We start from the raw sequence: 18,661 nt of genomic DNA on the forward strand, positions 1-18,661 counted from the left end.
CGTCGCAACCGGAGAGCCGACCCAGGAGTTTATGTATGAGTGGCAGCATGTCCCGCCGTCAGGCCATCGAGGCCGTGACCACATACGAGATGGAATGCGACGGCTTCCCCGAGCCCCTGGCAGACACCTTCGGCCGCAACGTCTTCACCCTCTCGGCGATGAAGACCCGGCTGCCCAAGCACGTCTTCAAGGCTGTCGCGGCGACCATCGACAACGGCGTCCCGCTCGATCCGACCCTCGCCGACTACGTCGCAGCCGCGATGAAGGACTGGGCGATCGAGAAGGGCGCGTCGCACTACGCGCACGTCTTCTACCCCCTGACCGGATTCACCGCCGAAAAGCACGACTCGTTCCTCGAGCCGGACGGCGCCGACGGTTCACTGGCCGAATTCGCAGGTAAGACGCTGCTGCAGGGCGAGCCCGACGCCTCGAGCTTCCCCAACGGCGGACTTCGCGGCACCTTCGAGGCCCGCGGCTACACCGGGTGGGACGTGACCAGCCCGGCGTACATCCTCGAGAACCCGAACGGCAACACCCTGTGCATCCCGACGATCTTCATCTCGTGGACCGGTGAGGCCCTCGACAAGAAGGTGCCGCTGCTGCGCAGTCAGCAGGCGATGAGCAAGCAGGCCATGCGTGTGCTCAAGCTCTTCGGTCACGAGGACGTCGACACCGTTGTCTCCTACGCGGGCCCCGAGCAGGAGTACTTCCTGATCGACCGCCACTTCTACTTCGCCCGACCCGACCTGATGACGACGAACCGGACGCTCTTCGGCGCCAAGCCGTCCAAGGGCCAGGAGTTCGACGATCACTACTTCGGCGCCATCCCCGACCGTGTGCTCGCGTTCATGATCGAGCTCGATCGCGAGCTGTTCAAGCAGGCCATCCCGGCCAAGACCCGCCACAACGAGGTCGCTCCGGGACAGTTCGAGATCGCGCCGGTCTTCGAGCGCTCGAACATCGCCCACGACCACCAGCAGCTCATGATGACCACGATCAAGAAGGTCGCCGAGCGCTACGGCATGGTCGCGCTGCTGCACGAGAAGCCCTTCGCAGGCGTGAACGGATCGGGCAAGCACGTCAACTTCTCGATGGGCAATTCCAACCAGGGCAACCTGCTCAACCCCGGCGACACCCCGCACGAGAACGAGCAGTTCCTGGTGTTCTGCGCCGCGATCATCCGCGGTGTCCACAAGTTCGGCGGACTACTGCGCGCGTCGATCGCCTCGGCATCGAACGACCACCGCCTCGGAGCGAACGAGGCTCCCCCGGCGATCATCTCGATCTTCCTCGGCGAGCAGCTCGCCGACATCTTCGACCAGATCGCCAAGGGCGGCGCGAAGGAGAGCAAGTCGACGGGCGTCATCGAACTCGGCGTCGACACCCTTCCGCCGTTCAAGGCCGACGCGGGCGATCGCAACCGCACCAGCCCGTTTGCGTTCACCGGCAACCGATTCGAGTTCCGCGCGCCCGGTTCCAACCAGTCGATCGCCGATCCGATGATCGCGATCAACGCGATGCTCGCCGATTCGCTCGAGTACGTCGCCGACTTCCTCGAGAAGGAGAAGGAGGCGGGCACCGAGTTCCACGGCGCCGTCCAGAAGCTTCTCGAGGAGATCATCACCGAGCACGGCAAGGTGGTCTTCAACGGCAATGGCTACTCCGACGAGTGGCAGGAGGAGGCGGAGTCGCGCGGACTGCTCAACCTGCGCACCACCGTCGACGCGATGGCACAGTACGACCTTCCGGAGATCAAGGAGGTGTTCAGCAAGTACGGCATCCTGTCCGAGCGCGAGCTCGAAGCACGCAAAGAGGTTGTGCTCGAACAGTACTCGCTGGCACTCCTCGTCGAGGCGAAGGAGACCCTCGAGATCGCCAAGACGATGATCCTGCCCGCCGCAACCCGGTACATGGGTGAACTGGCGAGCACCGCGGCAAGCCTCAAGGCCGCCGGAATCGACATGGAGACCCCGGTGCTGGCCACCATGACCGGCAAGGTGAGCGAACTCAACGCCGCGATGGATGCGCTCGAGGCGGCCATCGACGGCTTCCACGGCGACACCGTCGAAGCGGAGTCGGAGTACGCGCTCGGCTCGCTGATCCCCGCGATGACCGGCGTGCGAGAGGTGTCGGACGCACTCGAGAGCATCGTCGCCGACGACCTGTGGCCGCTTCCGACCTACAACGAGATGCTGACCATCCTCTGACGATGAGCTGAACCGGGCACCGCCTGGCAACGCGTGGTGGGCCCGCCCGGACATGTTCCCGGCGGGCCCACTGCCGTGACAGCCCCCACTCGCAAGTAAGCCGATCAGCCAAGCGCACGCAGTATCTTTGTCCACATGGACGAACCCGGAATCGGTGTGGGGCGCCTGCTGCTCGCGCTCGACGCGACGCTGGCGTCACTTGCGGCCGCACCCCGCGGCCTCGACGTCGCGATCGCCTCGGTCGCACTCATCGACCCGGATGACCTGCACCTGCCACTGCACGCCTCGGCGCGCGACGCCGACCTGTTCCTCATGGTCGGCGTCGACGCCGACGATGTTGTCGGGTGGCTCAGCGGACTCGGCCCCCGGATGCCCGTCGCAGTCATGCTCAAATCGCCGTCCCCCGCAGCGGTCTCGCACATCGCGGATCTCTCGGTCGCGGTCATCGACGTCGACCCACACGCGAGATGGGAGCGTATCTACCGCATGGTGCTGCGGGTCCTCGACGCCTCGGAATCCGCTCAGCTCGGCGCCGAGTCGATGCAGGCGGGTGGCATCGGCGACCTCTTCGAACTCGCCGCCGAGGTCGCCCGACGCACCGGTGGCCTGGTGAGTATCGAGGACGCACGCTCGCACGTGCTCGCCTACAGCAGCGCCGGTGACGAGGCCGACGAACTGCGTCGGCTCTCCATCCTCGGACGCGAGGGACCACCGGAGATGCTCGCGTGGTTGCGTCAGTGGGGCGTACTCGACGCACTCCGCACCACCGAGGCGCTCGTCTCCGTCGACGAGCGGCACGAGCTGGGTCTGCGCCCGAGGTTGGCCATCTCGATCCGCGCCCCGCACGCAGACGGAGTCGGCGACTACCTCGGCGCCATCTGGTTGCAGCAGGGTCGAAGCCGGTTCGCCGACAACACCCCCGACATACTTCTGGGCGCCGCTGCCGTTGCCGCCCGGATCATTTCACGACGCCGCAGTGCGGGCAGCGGTCATGACGAGCTGGTACGCAGGCTTCTCGGGGCACGCGGTGACACGATCGACGCCGCATTCCTCGGTGCCCAGCTCGGTATCGCACCCGACGTCGATGTGCTGGCCGTCGCATTCGGCGGCTTGCTCACCGACCCGACCGTTTCCACCCCGATGCCCGCGATGGTCTCGGCACTCACGTTGCACGCCAGCGCTTTCAGCCCGTTGTCGGTGACGACGACCATCGGCCCGCGCGCCTACGTGGTACTTCCCGCCGCCGAACAGGAGGCGACCGTGGCGTGGGCCCGCTCAGCGGTTGCGGCGGCCCGGCGACAGTTCGGCGTCGGTGCACGTGCAGTCGTGGCAGGCCCCGCGACGGGACTCGCGTCTGTGCCGACGGTTCGGATGCAGGCCGATCGTGTCCTCGACGCGGCACAACGCGAATCCGACCTGATCGAAGCCGTCACGACGGTGTCGGCGTCGACGACGGGAGTACTGCTCGGCGAGATCGTCGCCCTCATCGAGGACAATCCCGAGTTGATCGACGCGCGCGTTCTCGACCTCGCGCAGCGCGACGAGGAATCCGGCAGCGACCTGACGAGATCATTGCGCGCCTATCTCGACCATTTCGGCGACGTGCGGGCCGCAGCCACCGCCCTGCACGTCCATCCGAACACGTTGCGCTATCGAATCCGCCGCATCCAGGAACTGACCGGCATGGACCTCGACGATCCGGCGACAAGGCTCGTCGTCGCCCTCACGTTGCGGGTACCCCGCACCCCGCCCGCTGGTTGAGCTCACTACCCAAGCCGCTGGTTGAGCCCGGCGCGAGCGCAGCGAGCATCGGTGCCGAAACCAGCACACCCGCCCACTCACTCCCGCAAGGTGGCCTGGAACGCTATACGATCGCCGCGGAACAGCGACCAGACCACCTCGATCGGCTCGCCGTTCTGGTCAAGGGATCGTCTGCGCAGCATCAGCATCGGCATGGCGGTCGTCGTCTCGAGCAGGCGCGCCTGCCGTGGACTCGGCAGTGCCGTCTCGATTCGCTCCTCGGCGCTGGCGAAGGTGACCCCCTCGGCACGGATCGCTGTGTACAGCGACGTTTCCGGGTCGAAGGTCTCATAGAAGTGCCCGAATCGCCCCACGGGCAGAAACGTGCTCTCCAGGCCGAGCCGCTGACCGTCGGCGAGCAGCACACGTTCGAGGTGCATCACGGTCGACCCCGGCGCCACGCCCAGCCCGGCACAGACCGATTCGTCCGGTACGACGTCGTCGAACGAGATCCGGATACGGCTCGGCACCCGACCGAACTGTCGTGCGCCCTCCGTGTAGGACTTCAACGACAACGGCTGCACCATCTTCGGCGCCGACACCACGGTGCCCCGCCCCCGACGTTCGATGCGCCCCTCGACGAGCAGTTCCTGCAGCGCCTGACGTACGGTCTCCCGTGCCACCGAAAACCGTTCGGACAGCGCGCGTTCGGAGGGCACTGCGTCACCCTCCGCGAGCCCGGTCAGGACGCTCTCGAGTTCGGCACGCACGCGTAGGTACTTCGGCTGGGCATCGGTTGTCATCGGCGTTCCTCGGATGGGTCGACGCCGCGAGCCCGCGCATCGACCACGCGGCGCGCCACCGCGACCACGTCGTCGATCGTGAGTGCCGCCGCGCCAGGGGTTTTGGCGGCGTCGTCGAATCGACGCAGGGCGAGGGCCTCACCCCACCAACGGTGGGTGGTCCATTCGGGGCCGACACCGCTCGCCCCGCCCTGTAGCGCAAGGGAGTCGATCGACGTCGCACTGAGTCCTTCGCCGTAGCCGGGTTCGGTGGCCACCAGCCACTTCTTTGCTGCAACATGCGAGCCGGCGAGCCATCCGACACGCTCGCCGAATCGCGGGGTCAGCCAGGTCCTGGCATCAGTGTCGTGACATCCGGTCGATCGGACGAGCGGACTGTGGCCGACGTCGTGCAGGGCCGCAGCAAGGACCACTTCGTCGTCGCACGACGCGCGCAGTGCTTGCCACCCGGCCTGCAGCGCGTGGTCGAGCTCGTCGACGGCCTCTTCGTCCCAGACGCCCCGCAGCGAACGCAATACGCCGTCGAGTTCAGCGGGGGCATTCGCATCCGGCAGCATGCGATTCATGCTACTCAATTCGGTCTAGACCAAGAGTTAACCCAGTGTTCTCCGAATTGTCGTCGTTTGGTCTAGACCAATGAGTCAGACTGGTCCACATGAAGTTGATCATCGTCGGAGGCGGAATCCTCGGCACATCTCATGCACTGGCAGTCGTCGAGCGTGGGCACGACGTGCTGCTCATCGAACGCGAACGTGAAGCGCGCGGCGCCACGGTCCGCAACTTCGGCCTTGTCTGGGTCTCCGGCCGTTCCTCCGGTGAACTCGCGGCGGCGCAACGCTCCCGCGATCTCTGGGAGAAAATCGGCACCGACGTCCCCGGAATCGGTTTCCGGCCGTGCGGCTCGATCACACTCGTGCGCACCGAAGCCGAGTTGGCCGTGGCGGAAGAGACTGTGGCACGCGCGGATTCCACCGAGCGTGAGTTCTCGCTGCTCGATCCCGCCGCGGTCCGCGCACTCAACCCCGCACTGCGCGGCACCTATGTGGCCGGGCTGCACTGCGCACGCGACGGCGCTGTCGAGTCCAGGGTGGCGCTGCCCGCCCTGCGCGCCTTCCTCGCCGCCACAGGACGTTTCGAGTTCCTCGGCGGCCGCGAGGTACGCACCGTCGAGTCGACCTCCGGAGGGGTGCGGGTGACCGACGACCGAGGCGTGACCCACCACGCCGACCAGGCGATCGTGTGCACCGGCGCCGCACACGCCGGGCTGCTGCGCGACCTCGTCGGCGAGGAACCGCCGGTGCGGCGCGTTCGCCTGCAGATGATGCAAACCGCCCCACTCGACGAGAAGCTGACGACGGCCATCGCCGACGGTGACAGCTTCCGCTACTACCCCGCGTTCGCGGGTGACGCACTCGATCACCTCGCAGGCATCCAACCCCAGACTCCTGTGGCTGCAGGCAATCACATGCAGCTGCTGTGCGTGCAGCGGCTCGACGGCGGACTCACCATCGGCGACACCCACGCCTATGACCGCACCGCCGACGGCGACGACGCCGACGTGTTCGGATTCGATGTCACCGAGGAGCCCTACGAGCATCTCGTCGGTGTGGTGGAGAGCCTCCTCGGGCGTTCGCTGCCCCCGATCGCCCGCCGCTGGGCCGGGGTGTACTCGCAGTGCCTCGACCCGACGCAACTGGTCTATCGACATGAGACCTCCCCCGGTATCTGGGCGGTCACCGGCCCGGGAGGCCGCGGTATGACGCTCGGACCGGCCATCGGCGAGCAGACCGCCGACCTGATCAACCTATAGACCCCCGACACCATCTTCTCGAAGGAGAATCCCTTGTCCGACAACCAGATCACCCTCGCTGCACTCGACATGGCAGGCACGACGGTCGCCGACGGCGGCACTGTCCTCGCCGCATTCGACGCCGCGGCCGCCGCCGTGGGCCTGCCCACCGAAGGCCCGGAACACGACGAGATCCGACGCTACGTCCTCGAGACGATGGGACAGTCGAAGATCATCGTCTTCCGTCATCTCGTCGACGGTGACGAAGCCCGCGCGCAGGCCGCGAACGCCGCCTTCGAGAAGGCCTACGACGCCGCGATCGTCGACGGCGCTGTGGCGCCCATCGACGGTGCGGCAGAGGCGATCTCCGAGCTCCGCAACGCGGGGATCAAGGTGGCACTGACCACCGGTTTCAGCGCATCGACCCAGAAGCTGCTCATCGATTCGCTCGGCTGGCACGACATCGCCGACCTGGTGATCGCGCCGTCGGAGACGCTGCGTGGACGCCCGTACCCCGACATGATCCTGTCGGCCCTGATCACCCTGCGCGTCGACGACGTGCGTCAAGTGGCAGTACTCGGCGACACCGCCAACGACATCACCAGCGGCATCCGGGCAGGCGCGGGCATCGTTGCCGGCGTGCTCACCGGAGCACACGACGAGGACGCTCTACGCGCTGCAGGCGCGACCGATGTCGTCACCGATATCCGCGCTGCCGCAACACTATTCCGCAACTGATCACCCCACCGACACCTCAACTCGACGCTCCATCCATCCCTCCGCGATGTGCTGCATCGGCGCACACAACGCATCTCGTTCACGTCATCACTCCCAGGGGGTTCCCTCATGCGCTTGTCCCGACTCACCCGCTCGTCGACGCGGGCCATCGCCCTCGCCGCAACGGTGGCAGCGGTCACGCTGACCGCTGCGTGCGGCGGCACCGGATCGTCGGATACATCCGACGGCAACTCACTCACCGTCTACACCGCCGACGGCCTCGGCTCGTGGTACAAAACCGAGTTCGCCAAGTTCAAGGACCAGACCGGCATCGCGGTGAACGTCGTGGAAGCCGGTTCGGGCGAGGTGGTCTCACGTGTCCAGAAGGAGCAGTCCAATCCGCAGGCCGACCTGCTGGTGACGCTGCCCCCGTTCATCCAGAAGGCCGACGCGGACGGGCTGCTCGTCGCGAATGGCGCCGAAACCTCGGGCGTCGACCCGTCGGCCATCGGACCCGGCGGCAACTACGTAGCGATCGTCGACAACTACCTCTCCTTCATCCGCAACCCGTCTGCGCAGCCTGCTCCCGCGTCGTGGAACGACCTGCTCGACTCGCGCTTCAAGGGCAAGATCCAGTACTCGACGCCGGGCCAGGCAGGTGACGGGACCGCCGTTCTGCTCCTGTTGCAGCACTTGATGGGCAAGCAGGGCGCGCTCGACTACCTGGCCAAGCTGCAGTCGAACAACGTCGGGCCGTCGAGTTCGACCGGCAAGCTACAGCCCAAGGTCAGCAACGGCGAACTCCTTGTCGCCAACGGCGACGTACAGATGAATCTGGCGTCGATACGCGACGACGGCTCGAAGTTCGACCTCTTCTTCCCCGCGATGCCCGACGGATCGCGCACCACGGTGTCGCTGCCGTACTTCGCCGGAATCACCAAGGGCGCACCGCATGCCGACCAGGCCAAGAAGCTTCTGACGTTCCTGCTGTCGAAGGACGTGCAGAACACCGTCGGACCCGACGCCCTCGGCGTCTCGGTACGCACCGACGTCACGGCCCCGACCACCTCCCCGAGCCCTGCCGCGACCATTGCGGGCGTGACCATCTGGCGACCGGATTGGAAGTCGGTGCTCGGTTCACTCGATTCCGACGTCGCCGCGTACCAGAAGGCGACGGGCAGCTGACATGGCCCGTAATCCCCTGACACGCAGAGCAGTACAGACCGACGACATCGAGCCTGGGCGTGCCGGTGCGGTCGCCACCCAGCCCGCCATCGCGTTCGACAGGGTGTCCGTCACCTACGGGCGCGGCAAGAATGTCACCGACGCGTTGCGCGACTTCACCCTGCGGGTGCCACGTGGCGAAACCGTCGCCCTGCTCGGACCCAGTGGCTCCGGCAAGTCGACGGCGCTCAAGGCACTGGCCGGATTCGTCCGTCCGACGTCGGGACGGGTTCGGCTGTCCGGCAACGACATCACCGACCTTCCCCCTGCGCGCCGCGGGATCGGTGTGGTGGTGCAGTCCTACGCACTGTTCCCGCACATGCGGGTTCGCGACAACGTGGCCTTCGGACTGCGGGCACAACGAGTGCCCAAGCGGGAGATCGGCCAACGCGTCGACGAAGCGCTGTCCATGGTGAGCATGTCCGACTACGCCTCACGGCTGCCGCGGGAACTCTCCGGCGGCCAGCAGCAGCGGGTCGCGATCGCACGCGCACTGGCGATCCGGCCAGACGTGTTGCTGCTCGACGAACCGCTGGCGGCTCTCGACGCAGCGCTACGACAGTCGATGGTCGGCGAACTGCAGCGCCTACGAGATGCGCTGCCCGACACCACGATGCTGTACGTGACACACGATCAGACCGAAGCCCTGGCGCTCGCCGACAGGATCGGGGTGATGCGCGACGCGCAGTTGGTCGACATCGGTACCACCGAGGAGTTGTGGACTCGTCCGCCGTCGGGATTCACTGCGTCGTTCCTCGGTGGCGCAAATCTCCTGCCCTGCCGGGTGGGCCGGGTGTCAGGCTCGACAGCGCTCGTGGAGGTCGGCGACAAGATGCTGTCGGCCGCCGCCCCCGATCCGGTATCACGCTGGACGCCGGGACTTCCGGCACACCTGTGCATCCGCCCGCACGAGATCGAGGTCACCGCCGCCGGCGCACACCGATCGTTGCGCGCGCGGGTCACCTCGTCGGTCTGGCGCGGTGCCTCGACGCGACTGACGCTCGCCGTCGACGGTCTGCCCGACCAACTCGTCGACGCCGACGTCGCGGGCCGCGCCGATCATCCGGTCGACGAGGTCGTCGGCGTCAGGCTGCCCGATCCCGCGGGCACCCTCGTCGACACAGCGGGAGGCCCGCGATGACCTCGGCAACGCTCACCGACCCTGCGCCGCCGACGACCCCACCGGTGAATCCGGCGCCACGTCGGATCTCTGCAACGGTATGGGCGCTTCCACCGGTCGTGATCATCGTGGTCATCGCGGTGTACCCCCTGATCCGGATGCTCGCCGAATCGGCCGGCGGACAGGGGCAGAGCACCTGGAGCGCGGTGCTGGGCAGCGAGGTGTTCCTCCGTTCGCTGGGCACCACGGCGTGGATCGCTGTGGCATCGACGATCGGTTGCGTCGTACTCGGCACCTTCCTGTCCGTGGTGCTGGCTTTCGTCCCATTCCCCGGATCACGTCTGGTTGCCCGCATGATCGACACCGTGCTCGCGCTACCGTCGTTCCTGATCACCCTGGCGTTCACGTTTCTGTACGGGTCCGCGGGAGCGGTCAATTCGGCGATCGCCGCGATCACCGGCGAACGGCCACTGCACTTCCTCACGACGCCGTGGGGTGTGATCCTCGCCGAGATCACCTTCTTCACACCGTTTGTCGTGCGCCCCTTGCTGGCGTCGTTCGCGGTGATGTCGACCGATCAACTCAATGTCGCCGCCTCCCTGGGTGCTTCACCGCTGCGCGTACTGCGCTCGGTGATCCTCCCTGAGGCATGGCCCGCACTCGCAGCAGGCGGCAGCCTGGTCCTGCTGTTGACGCTCAACGAGTTCGGCATCGTCGCGTTCACCGGCGCCAAGGACGTCACCACGCTCCCGGTGCTCATCTACACCCGCGGGATCGTCACCTTCGACCTACCAGGAGCCGCCGTGATCGCCACAGTCCAGGTCGCGTTGTCGCTGCTGCTCTACGGTGCGTACCGCTTGCTCTTCGCCCGTGTCACCACTCGTCGAGAGAAGATCTGATGTTGTTCTGGACCCGCACCAGCCGGATGATCACCTGGATCGTCTTCGCCGTCGTCGTGCTCGTGGTGTTCGTCGCACCGATCGCCACCGTGGTGATCGCCGGCTTCGCAGGCTCCTGGACCGGACCGCTGCCGTCGAACCTCGGCTTCGCGCACTTCGGCGACGCGATGTCGGGAGAGAACCTGGCGTCGCTCTCGGTCAGCCTGCAGACGGCGTTCATCGCCGGTGTGATCGCCCTGATCCTCGGCACCTGGGCCGCGTTGTCATCGCGGGAGGCACCGGCCCCGGTACGTCGCTTCACCGACGCGGTCTTTCACCTGCCGATCGCCGTGCCGTCGGTTGCGGTCGGGCTCGGACTGCTGATCAGCTTCAACGCCAAGCCGCTGCTACTCGGCGGTACCCGCTGGATCGTCATCGTGGCCCACACCGTGCTGGTCCTCGCGTTCGCATTCAGTGCGGTCTCGGCTGCGCTCGAACGCCTCGATCCCGCGTACAAGCAGGCTGCGGAGTCGTTGGGGGCGAGCCCGCTGCGCGTCCTGACCCGCATCACCCTGCCCATGCTGACACCAGCGCTCGGCGCGGCAGCCGGACTGGCGGTCGCCCTGTCGATGGGCGAACTCGGCGCCACGGTGATGGTGTATCCGGCGACCTGGAAGACGCTGCCCGTCACCATCTTCGGTCTCTCCGACCGCGGACAGGTGTTCTCCGCCGCAGCGTGCACAACCGTCCTGCTGGCCACCACGCTGATAGCGCTCTCGATTCTCGGAAGGATTCGCACGCGATCGGCCGCACGCTGACCGTCACACCGCGAGAACACCTCCTCGGCACACACTCTGGGGCGCGCCTACCGCAGTCGGTACGCGCGCCCCTCTTGGCCGATCCGATAACACATCGGGCCTTTGATTTGGTCAACTGGATATGTTCGTAGTCGACGCGGTCGGCTGAACTGGGTTGATGGACGCCATCACCACACCCCCACGCCCGGCCAACGAGCCGGTGCACACCTACGCCCCCGGCACCCCCGAACGCGCACGCATCGTCGACGAACTCGCCAGACAGTCGTCCGCCGACCCAACCGAACTGCCGCACATCATCGGCGGGTCCCCGCACATCGGCGACGGCGAACGCATCGACGTCGTCCAACCCCACGCGCACCGCGAGGTGCTCGCCACGATGACCAACGCGACCCACGACGTCGCGCGCTCGGCCGTCGACGCGGCGCTCGCCGCCGCCGACTCGTGGGCACACACGAGTTTCGACGACCGCGCGGCCATACTGCTGCGCGCAGCGGACCTGCTCAGCGGTCCGTGGCGCGAGAGGCTCGCCGCCGCCACCATGCTCGGACAGTCGAAGACGGTGCAGCAGGCCGAGATCGACGCGCCGTGCGAACTCGTCGACTTCTGGCGGTTCAACGTCGAGTTCGCACGCGACATCCTCGCGGAACAACCGGTCTCGTCGCCGGGGGTGTGGAATCGTCTCGATCATCGACCGCTCGACGGATTCGTCTACGCCGTCACACCGTTCAACTTCACGGCCATCGCCGGAAACCTGCCGACCGCGCCGATGCTCATGGGCAACACCGTCGTCTGGAAACCCTCACCCACCCAGGCCTACTCGGCCTACCTCACCATGAGGCTCCTCGAAGCGGCCGGACTCCCCGCCGGCGTGATCAACCTCGTCAACGGCGACGGACGCGCAATGTCCGACGTCGCGCTCACGGACGAGAACCTCGCAGGCATCCACTTCACCGGCTCCACCGCGACCTTCCAGCATCTCTGGCGAGAGGTCGGAACACACATCGACCGCTACCGCAGCTACCCGCGACTCGTCGGCGAAACCGGCGGCAAGGACTTCATGGTCGCCCACCGGTCCGCCGATCCCGACGTGTTGCGCACTGCTCTGATCCGCGGCGCCTTCGAGTACCAGGGCCAGAAGTGCTCAGCGGCCTCGCGTGCCTACATCGCGCGTTCGGTGTGGGACCGCATGGGCGACGATTTCCTCAGCGAGGCAGCAGATCTGCGCTACGGCGACGTGCGTGACCTGTCCAACTTCGGTGGTGCTGTCATCGACCGCCGCGCCTTCGACAAGCAGGTCGCGGCGATCGATCGTGCGAAAACCGTCGCATCGATGACCGTCGCGGTCGGCGGACAGTGCGACGACAGCGAGGGCTATTTCGTACGACCGACCGTCCTGCTCGGCGACGACCCGTCCGACGAGGCGTTCTCCACCGAGTACTTCGGACCCATCCTCTCGGTCCACGTCTACGACGACGCCGACTTCGACTCGACGCTGCGCCTGGTGGATTCGACCGCCCGCTACGCGCTCACCGGGTCGATCATCGCGAACGACCTCGCAGCGGTGTCAACGGCGTCGGACGTTCTGCGCAACGCCGCCGGAAACTTCTACATCAACGACAAACCGACAGGCGCCGTCGTCGGACAGCAACCGTTCGGCGGCGGACGGGCGTCTGGCACCAATGACAAGGCGGGTTCGAAGGCGAATCTGATGCGCTGGACGTCGACGCGCACGATCAAGGAAACGTTCGTGCCGCCGACTCATTCGTCGTATCCGCACATGACGACAGAGACAGGTGAGTAGACGATGAGTACACTCTTCGATTCCGTTCTGCGCCCGGTGATCACGCGCGCAGCCGCCAGCGAGCGGATCAAGGCGACCTCGCAACGACTGCCGATCACCGAGCGCGTCGTCGATCGTTTCGTCGCGGGTGAGACCGAGCCCGATGTCCTCGGCGCGATCACGACCGCGCTCGACAGCGGGCTGTCGGTGACCATAGACCATCTCGGCGAGGACACCACCGAGGAGTCGCAGGCGTCTGCGACGGTGGCGGCGTATGTGTCTCTCATCCAGCGGATGTCGGCGTTCACCGCTCCACCAGGAGCGCTCGAGGTGTCGCTGAAACTGACTGCTCTCGGACAGTGTCTCCCCCGGCACGGACGCAAGATCGCCGAGGAGAACGCGCACACCATCTGTGGTGCGGCCGCAGCCGCAGGCGTGCTGGTGACCGTCGACGCCGAGGATCACGGGACAGTCGACGAACGGCTGGACATCGTTCGCACCCTCCGCGCCGACTATCCCGATCTGGGGACGGTTCTGCAGGCATATCTCCGTCGCACCGAAGACGATTGCCGCGAGTTCGCGGCCTCCGGCGCCCGTATCCGACTGTGCAAGGGCGCCTACGCCGAACCGGCCTCAGTCGCCTACCCCGAACGCTCCCTGATCGACGAGGCCTATCTACGCTGCCTGCGAATCCTGATGAAAGGCAACGGGTATCCGATGGTGGCGAGCCACGATCCGACGATGATCTCCGCGGCAGCACTCATGGCGATTGAGTTCGGTCGCGACCCGGGAAGTTGGGAACACCAGATGCTCTACGGAATTCGGACCGACGAGCAGCGGCGCCTCGCCGCGACGGGAGCCACCGTGCGCGTCTACATCCCGTACGGCCAGGAGTGGTACGGCTACTTCGTACGACGCCTCGCCGAGAAGCCCGCGAATCTGGGATTCTTCCTGCGCGCGTTGACGTCCGGCTGAGTGAGTCGGCCTCCAGCCGCTGGTTGAGCCGAGCCCCCAACTGCTGGTTGAGCCGAGCCCCCAACTGCTGGTTGAGCCGGGCCCCAACTGCTGGTTGAGCCGAGCCCCAACTGCTGGTTGAGCCGAGCCCCCATCTGCTGGTTGAGCCGAGCCCCCATCTGCTGGTTGAGCCGGGCCGAAGCGCCAGCGCAGGCCCGAGTCGAAACCAGCACCCCCGCCCCAGGCTTCGACGCGGCAACTCGCTCACTCTCGCGCCGGCTCAACCAGCGGAAGCAAAGCCATCTACGTCGCGGATCGCTGCTGGTCGAACAACCAGTTGCGTGCTGCCGTAAGCCGATAGGCGGGTTCGAACGACGCCATGTGCTCCATCGAACCCGCGCTCGGATTTGCCTGGAGGACAGTTCCGGCCTTGAAAGTGACAAAGTAGTCCGTCGCGTGCTGGGCGAACAGTTGGGTCGACGCTGCCGCCGTCTGATCACTGTTCCACGTCGCGTCCCAGGTGCCAGAAGCATACGGGACCTTCGCGGCCGCCAGCATCTGTTTGACCTCGCTCTGTCCAGTCGTCGCCTTCGTGTCACCAGCCGCCGTCACGTAGAAGAACTTGCTCTTCGTCAGACCCTGGATCTCGGAGATGTCCCACTGCCCGGAAACGAAGTACTCCGCCGCGAACAGATCGGGATTCTGAGCAGCCATGTACAGCGACATCATGGCTCCCATGGACTGGCCCGTCGCATACATTCGGGCCGAGTCGACGCTCTTCGTCTGCTGGATATGCGACACGAGACCGGTGGTGGTATTGATCCACTGCGTGGTTGTCTGCGATCCGTTGTTGTCGTCGATCGTGACCTCGGGGTACTCCGGGACCACGACGATGGCCTGGTGTTTTGCTTGCTCTTGCGGACTCGCCCAGATCAGCGCCCCATATTGCGAAAGGGGCGTCGTCACTGCCTTGCCGACAAGACTCGAGTCACCGATGTAGAGCACCAGCGGGTACTTCTTGGAGGGTCGTACCCTTCGGGAAGAAAGATGTTATACGGCAGCGTCTTTCCGGTCTTGGCGTCGGTGTAAGTGGCCTGCGTGAACTTGCTTCCCACTTCCTTCGACAACGTCGACACCGGGGTTGTCTCCAACCCTGCATCGAGCCCAGAGGCGTCGGTAGCCGAACTCGACACTGCCGAAGCAGACGAGGAGGTTCCAGACGAGGAGGAGGTGTCAGTTGAACACGCGGAAACGATGGTCACGGTGGTCAGCAAGGCGATGAAATAGCGGAACGGCTTGGTCAGGCTTCGAGTCGTGGTCACCTACTCAGTCTCGACTCTCCTCCTGTGAACCATCTCGACGTCGACTGTGCGTTGACGTCCGGCCGGTAGGTTGCCGGTGTGGGACGCCCCCGCTTCCGCGTGGTACTCCGCTCAGAACGCCGATTCCTTTCCGCTCGTTGAGCCGGGCACTCTCCCCTGGCTCAACCAGCGGGGGTTCACCGCAGCGGTTGCGCGCGCGTAACCTGTGCGGCGGCGCGGGCAGCGTCGAGTTCGATATCGGTGATGATCGAGGCCGTGCCAAGTCGTAGTGTCCCCGACGTCAGTGGCTGCGCCCGCAGCCCGCCGCGACCGATCAGCGCCTTGCGCACACCGTCACCCGCCATCGCGTCCATCCACGAGCACGGGTGCGCCGGGCGCCCGCCACGAAATCGCACAGGTCCGTCTCCGGTGTCGATGCTGAACTCGCGGCCCCGTAGTGGATCGAGTTCCAACCCGCGGACCACCACGTTGCGCCGCGCCACCACCGGATCGACCTCACCCGCGGCCACCTCCCACGCCTCGAGCGCCAGGAACGTCACCGCAGCCTCGGTGTGCGCACGGACCCCGAAGAACCTGTCGCCGCGAATCCCCTTGTCCGCCACGATGTCCACCGCCTCCGGAGAGATGGTCACCACGTCGCCGGCCGGGCCGTCCTTGGGCCGCCCGAAGTAGGCGTGGGCAGGCGAGACGACAAACGTGACGATCTCGATGTCGTACTCGAACTCCATGCCCTCCAGGCTACTGCTGCACCTGTCGCTCGCTCTGGGGCACGTAGCGCAATCCGCGGAACACCGCGCTGCTGGCGAAGACCGACGCGTCGAGCTCGACGTCGCGATGCCGCGCCATACGCAGCGCGAGGCGCAGCAACATCTTGATGTCGCGCGGCGTGATGTCGGGAAAGCCGCCGACGAGGTCGTCGAGCAGATCCTCGCCGAGGATCACGTCGTTGCCGGCTGCGAGGATCTGCCAAACCTGCCGCGCGTCCTTCGGGCCGGGTGGCGCGTAGGAGATGATCGCAGCGCACCGCGCGAGGATGGCCTCGTCGACGCCGTCGATGCGGTTGGTGGTGAGGAACAGCAGCCCGTCGAAATACTCTAGGGTGCGCAGGAATTCGGCTACGATCGCGTTCTGGGCTAGGTCGAGCCCGCGCTCCATGACGAAGACGTCGGCTTCGTCGAGCAACAGCACCGCATCCCACCGCTTGGCGCGGTCGAAGATCACCTCGAGGTTCTTGCGCACCGATTCGGCGGTGATGCCCAGTGAGCCGGAGTGGATCGAATACAGCGGTCGGCCTGTGACTTCCGCATACACCTCGGCGGTCAGCGTCTTGCCGACGCCTGGCCGTCCCTTCGCGAGGATCACGTTGCCCGCCGACTTGCCGTCGATGATGTCGCCGGTGAACACAGAGATGTCGGTGGTGAGGATGTTCAACAGTTCGCGCTGATCGTCGGGCAGCACCAACTTGTCCTGTAGATGCGCGTCGTAGGTGTACTCGGTGAGGTCGGCGGTGTTGACGTCGAGGAAGTCCTGCGCGCCGAGGTCGAACACGCGGACCGCCGTGGTGACGGGCACGGGACCGAAGTCGTCCCCGCCGTAGCGGGAACCGTCGTAGAGCACCGAGGCCGCGACCATGCGCAGCGGTGCGATCTCGTCCGGCGCGACGTCGTGGACCACCTTGCGATTCTTGCGCGCGTTCGGTGAGCGGTAGTCGTCGGCGCGCATCACTGTGCCTGTGAACGTGTACTGCTGCCCGAAACCGGTGTCGATGATCTGCTGGTAGCGATCCCGACGCGCCTCATACTCGGCCTTGAGGTCGACACTCTCCTTGTAGGCGCCGCCCGCCAGCAGCACATCGGCCGGTGTCTTGCCGACAACTTCGGTGTCTTCGAAGTAGAGGACCCGCGGCTTACGCGAGGGCCGCTTCACGGTGGCGTTGTCGGCTTCGGTCGTGAACTTGATCCGGGGGCCGTGGGTGCGATCGCCGTGCTCGAGCGAGATGTCCATGACCAGATACGGGTGGAGGTAACCGTCCGATTCACGCACGTAGAGCCAACCGTCGATCATCTCGTGTCGAAGGAATGTACGGAACACCTCGACGGCGGCGTCGAGATGGGGAATGGCCGGGAAGTCGCCGGAGCGTGCCGAAGCAATCGCGGCGACCGCGCGGGCGAACGAGTCCTCTCCGGTGTTCTCCGCGGTCACGATCAGGTCATCGAGTGCGGCGTCGCTGAGATCGCGGTCGGAGATGGCGATCTCTGGGGATCGCCACGAGGAAGCCTGGCTGCGCACGCGTGCCAGGTCGTCCGACGACGTGTTCGCGACGAGTGTCGTTGGCGCAACCAGCATTGTCGACCTCCGATGGTCGGCGATCGGACGCTCCGCAGTGGACGGGGCGTCCGATCGCAGTCGGGATGGAACTTTCAGGCCTCCGGATCGAGAACGAAGTCGTACTCGACGGCGACGCCTCCCTCGACAGGTTGCGGATCGAGCATCAGCTCCGGCTTGACCGCCGAGGCGATGTCGTCGTCGTTGTGCGGGTCGCCGGGGAAGTAGAGCTGAGTGGTGATCAGTTCATATCCGGGCGCGCTCACCTTGAAGTGCAGGTGTGCGGGCCGCCACGCGTGCCAGCCCGCGGCCTCGATGAGCTGCCCGCACGCACCATCGGTGGGGATCTGGTACGGCGCGGGCTGCAGGCTGTGGATCTCGAACCGCCCCTCGTCGTCGGCGACCCAGGTGCCACGCAGGTTCCACTCGGGAAGGCCGGGAGCGAACTGCGAATAGAAGCCGAGGTCGTCGGCATGCCAGAGCTCCAACCGGGCACCCGACAGCGGCGTACCGTCCACGGCGCGGACCTGCCCGGAGAACACCATCGGGGTTCCCGGCTCGTCGTCGCGCATGGGAATCGTGCCATTCCAGGGCAATTCGGGGGAACCCTCGATGTAGTAGGGGCCCTCGATGGTGCCCTTGCTGCCCTCGCGGTGCTCGTTGGCGACTTCTTCTACGGAGTGCTCGAGCCACACGTCGAGGAACAGCGGCCACTCGCCGTCCTCGCCGACCTTGATCAGCCACGCCTTGAGAGCGTTGTACTCCGCGTAGCTCACGCGGTCTTCGAGGATGATGTCGTTGAGCGCCTTCACCGCTTTGCTGGCCAGATAGTCGACGCGTGCCGTGTCGACCACGCCTGCGCGGGGACCGCCGGTGGACATGCGCTCACGGAATCGAGCCGAGGCGTTCGCGCCCGATTCCGATGCCTTTGCGGTGACTTCAGCGTCGAAGCTGGCGTCCATGGCTTTTGTCATGATGGGTACT

Annotated in this window: 17 protein-coding genes; 11 read left to right on the top strand and 6 right to left on the bottom strand. The window is 66.2% G+C overall.

Translation table 11 applies throughout. The annotated features are described in order from the left end of the window. Window positions 1-35 precede the first annotated feature (35 nt). Both LK459_RS04005 and LK459_RS04010 read left to right on the top strand, forming a co-directional pair. The gene (locus LK459_RS04005; RefSeq protein ID WP_227921936.1) at window positions 36-2,207 is read left to right on the top strand and encodes a glutamine synthetase III family protein; all 2,172 of its coding nucleotides are present in this window, start codon (window positions 36-38) and stop codon (window positions 2,205-2,207) included. A gap of 135 nt (window positions 2,208-2,342) precedes the next feature. Beyond that, entirely contained in the window at window positions 2,343-3,968 is a 1,626-nt protein-coding gene (locus tag LK459_RS04010) for a PucR family transcriptional regulator (protein WP_007239938.1), read from the top strand. Window positions 3,969-4,045: 77 nt separating this feature from the next. Here LK459_RS04010 and LK459_RS04015 read toward each other — a convergent pair whose 3' ends face one another. Then, window positions 4,046-4,750: a GntR family transcriptional regulator gene (locus LK459_RS04015; RefSeq protein WP_007239937.1), complete on the bottom strand. Its 705-nt coding sequence runs from the start codon at window positions 4,748-4,750 to the stop codon at window positions 4,046-4,048. Further along, window positions 4,747-5,307, bottom strand: a complete 561-nt coding sequence (locus LK459_RS04020; protein WP_007239936.1) for a hypothetical protein — start codon at window positions 5,305-5,307, stop codon at window positions 4,747-4,749. Before LK459_RS04020 ends, LK459_RS04015 begins: the two co-directional genes overlap by 4 nt. A 98-nt stretch (window positions 5,308-5,405) precedes the next feature. Here LK459_RS04020 and LK459_RS04025 point away from each other — a divergent pair, with 98 nt between their 5' ends. The 8 genes from LK459_RS04025 (at window position 5,406) to LK459_RS04060 (ending at window position 14,051) form a co-directional block, all read left to right on the top strand. Beyond that, window positions 5,406-6,560: a TIGR03364 family FAD-dependent oxidoreductase gene (locus LK459_RS04025; protein WP_227921937.1), complete on the top strand. Its 1,155-nt coding sequence runs from the start codon at window positions 5,406-5,408 to the stop codon at window positions 6,558-6,560. 33 nt (window positions 6,561-6,593) lie between these two features. Then, on the top strand, window positions 6,594-7,277 hold the full coding sequence (locus LK459_RS04030; protein ID WP_007239934.1) for a phosphonatase-like hydrolase: 684 nt from the start codon (window positions 6,594-6,596) through the stop codon (window positions 7,275-7,277). 108 nt (window positions 7,278-7,385) lie between these two features. Next, entirely contained in the window at window positions 7,386-8,441 is a 1,056-nt protein-coding gene (locus LK459_RS04035; protein WP_007239933.1) for a 2-aminoethylphosphonate ABC transporter substrate-binding protein, read from the top strand. 1 nt (window position 8,442) lies between these two features. After that, window positions 8,443-9,621: an ABC transporter ATP-binding protein gene (locus LK459_RS04040; RefSeq protein WP_007239932.1), complete on the top strand. Its 1,179-nt coding sequence runs from the start codon at window positions 8,443-8,445 to the stop codon at window positions 9,619-9,621. Continuing rightward, the gene (locus LK459_RS04045) at window positions 9,618-10,499 is read left to right on the top strand and encodes a 2-aminoethylphosphonate ABC transporter permease subunit (RefSeq protein WP_007239931.1); all 882 of its coding nucleotides are present in this window, start codon (window positions 9,618-9,620) and stop codon (window positions 10,497-10,499) included. The genes LK459_RS04040 and LK459_RS04045 overlap by 4 nt, the downstream gene beginning before the upstream one ends. After that, window positions 10,499-11,296, top strand: a complete 798-nt coding sequence (locus tag LK459_RS04050; RefSeq protein ID WP_007239930.1) for an ABC transporter permease — start codon at window positions 10,499-10,501, stop codon at window positions 11,294-11,296. The genes LK459_RS04045 and LK459_RS04050 overlap by 1 nt, the downstream gene beginning before the upstream one ends. A 157-nt stretch (window positions 11,297-11,453) precedes the next feature. Further along, window positions 11,454-13,097 (top strand): L-glutamate gamma-semialdehyde dehydrogenase, encoded by a 1,644-nt coding sequence (gene pruA / locus LK459_RS04055; RefSeq protein WP_007239929.1) that lies wholly within the window; start codon window positions 11,454-11,456, stop codon window positions 13,095-13,097. A gap of 3 nt (window positions 13,098-13,100) precedes the next feature. Beyond that, a complete protein-coding gene (locus LK459_RS04060; RefSeq protein ID WP_007239928.1) occupies window positions 13,101-14,051 on the top strand; it encodes a proline dehydrogenase family protein in 951 nt (316 codons plus the stop codon). A 282-nt stretch (window positions 14,052-14,333) separates the two neighbouring features. Here the strand turns inward: LK459_RS04060 and LK459_RS04065 are convergent, their stop codons facing one another. After that, window positions 14,334-15,035, bottom strand: a complete 702-nt coding sequence (locus tag LK459_RS04065) for a carboxylesterase family protein (protein ID WP_227921939.1) — start codon at window positions 15,033-15,035, stop codon at window positions 14,334-14,336. A gap of 93 nt (window positions 15,036-15,128) precedes the next feature. On the opposite strand from LK459_RS04065, the gene LK459_RS04070 reads away from it, so the two are divergent. After that, entirely contained in the window at window positions 15,129-15,317 is a 189-nt protein-coding gene (locus LK459_RS04070; protein ID WP_227921940.1) for a hypothetical protein, read from the top strand. A 211-nt stretch (window positions 15,318-15,528) separates the two neighbouring features. Here LK459_RS04070 and LK459_RS04075 read toward each other — a convergent pair whose 3' ends face one another. From LK459_RS04075 to catA, 3 genes are all read right to left on the bottom strand, one after another. Next, the gene (locus tag LK459_RS04075) at window positions 15,529-16,080 is read right to left on the bottom strand and encodes a molybdenum cofactor biosysynthesis protein (RefSeq protein ID WP_227921942.1); all 552 of its coding nucleotides are present in this window, start codon (window positions 16,078-16,080) and stop codon (window positions 15,529-15,531) included. A gap of 10 nt (window positions 16,081-16,090) precedes the next feature. Next, complete coding sequence (locus LK459_RS04080; RefSeq protein ID WP_007239925.1) at window positions 16,091-17,698, bottom strand: AAA family ATPase; 1,608 nt, start codon at window positions 17,696-17,698, stop codon at window positions 16,091-16,093. Window positions 17,699-17,772: 74 nt separating this feature from the next. Next, entirely contained in the window at window positions 17,773-18,651 is an 879-nt protein-coding gene (gene catA / locus LK459_RS04085; RefSeq protein WP_007239924.1) for a catechol 1,2-dioxygenase, read from the bottom strand. Between the last annotated feature and the right edge of the window lie 10 nt (window positions 18,652-18,661).

Origin of the sequence: Gordonia otitidis (assembly GCF_020735545.1) — a bacterium.
GTDB lineage: Bacteria > Actinomycetota > Actinomycetes > Mycobacteriales > Mycobacteriaceae > Gordonia > Gordonia otitidis.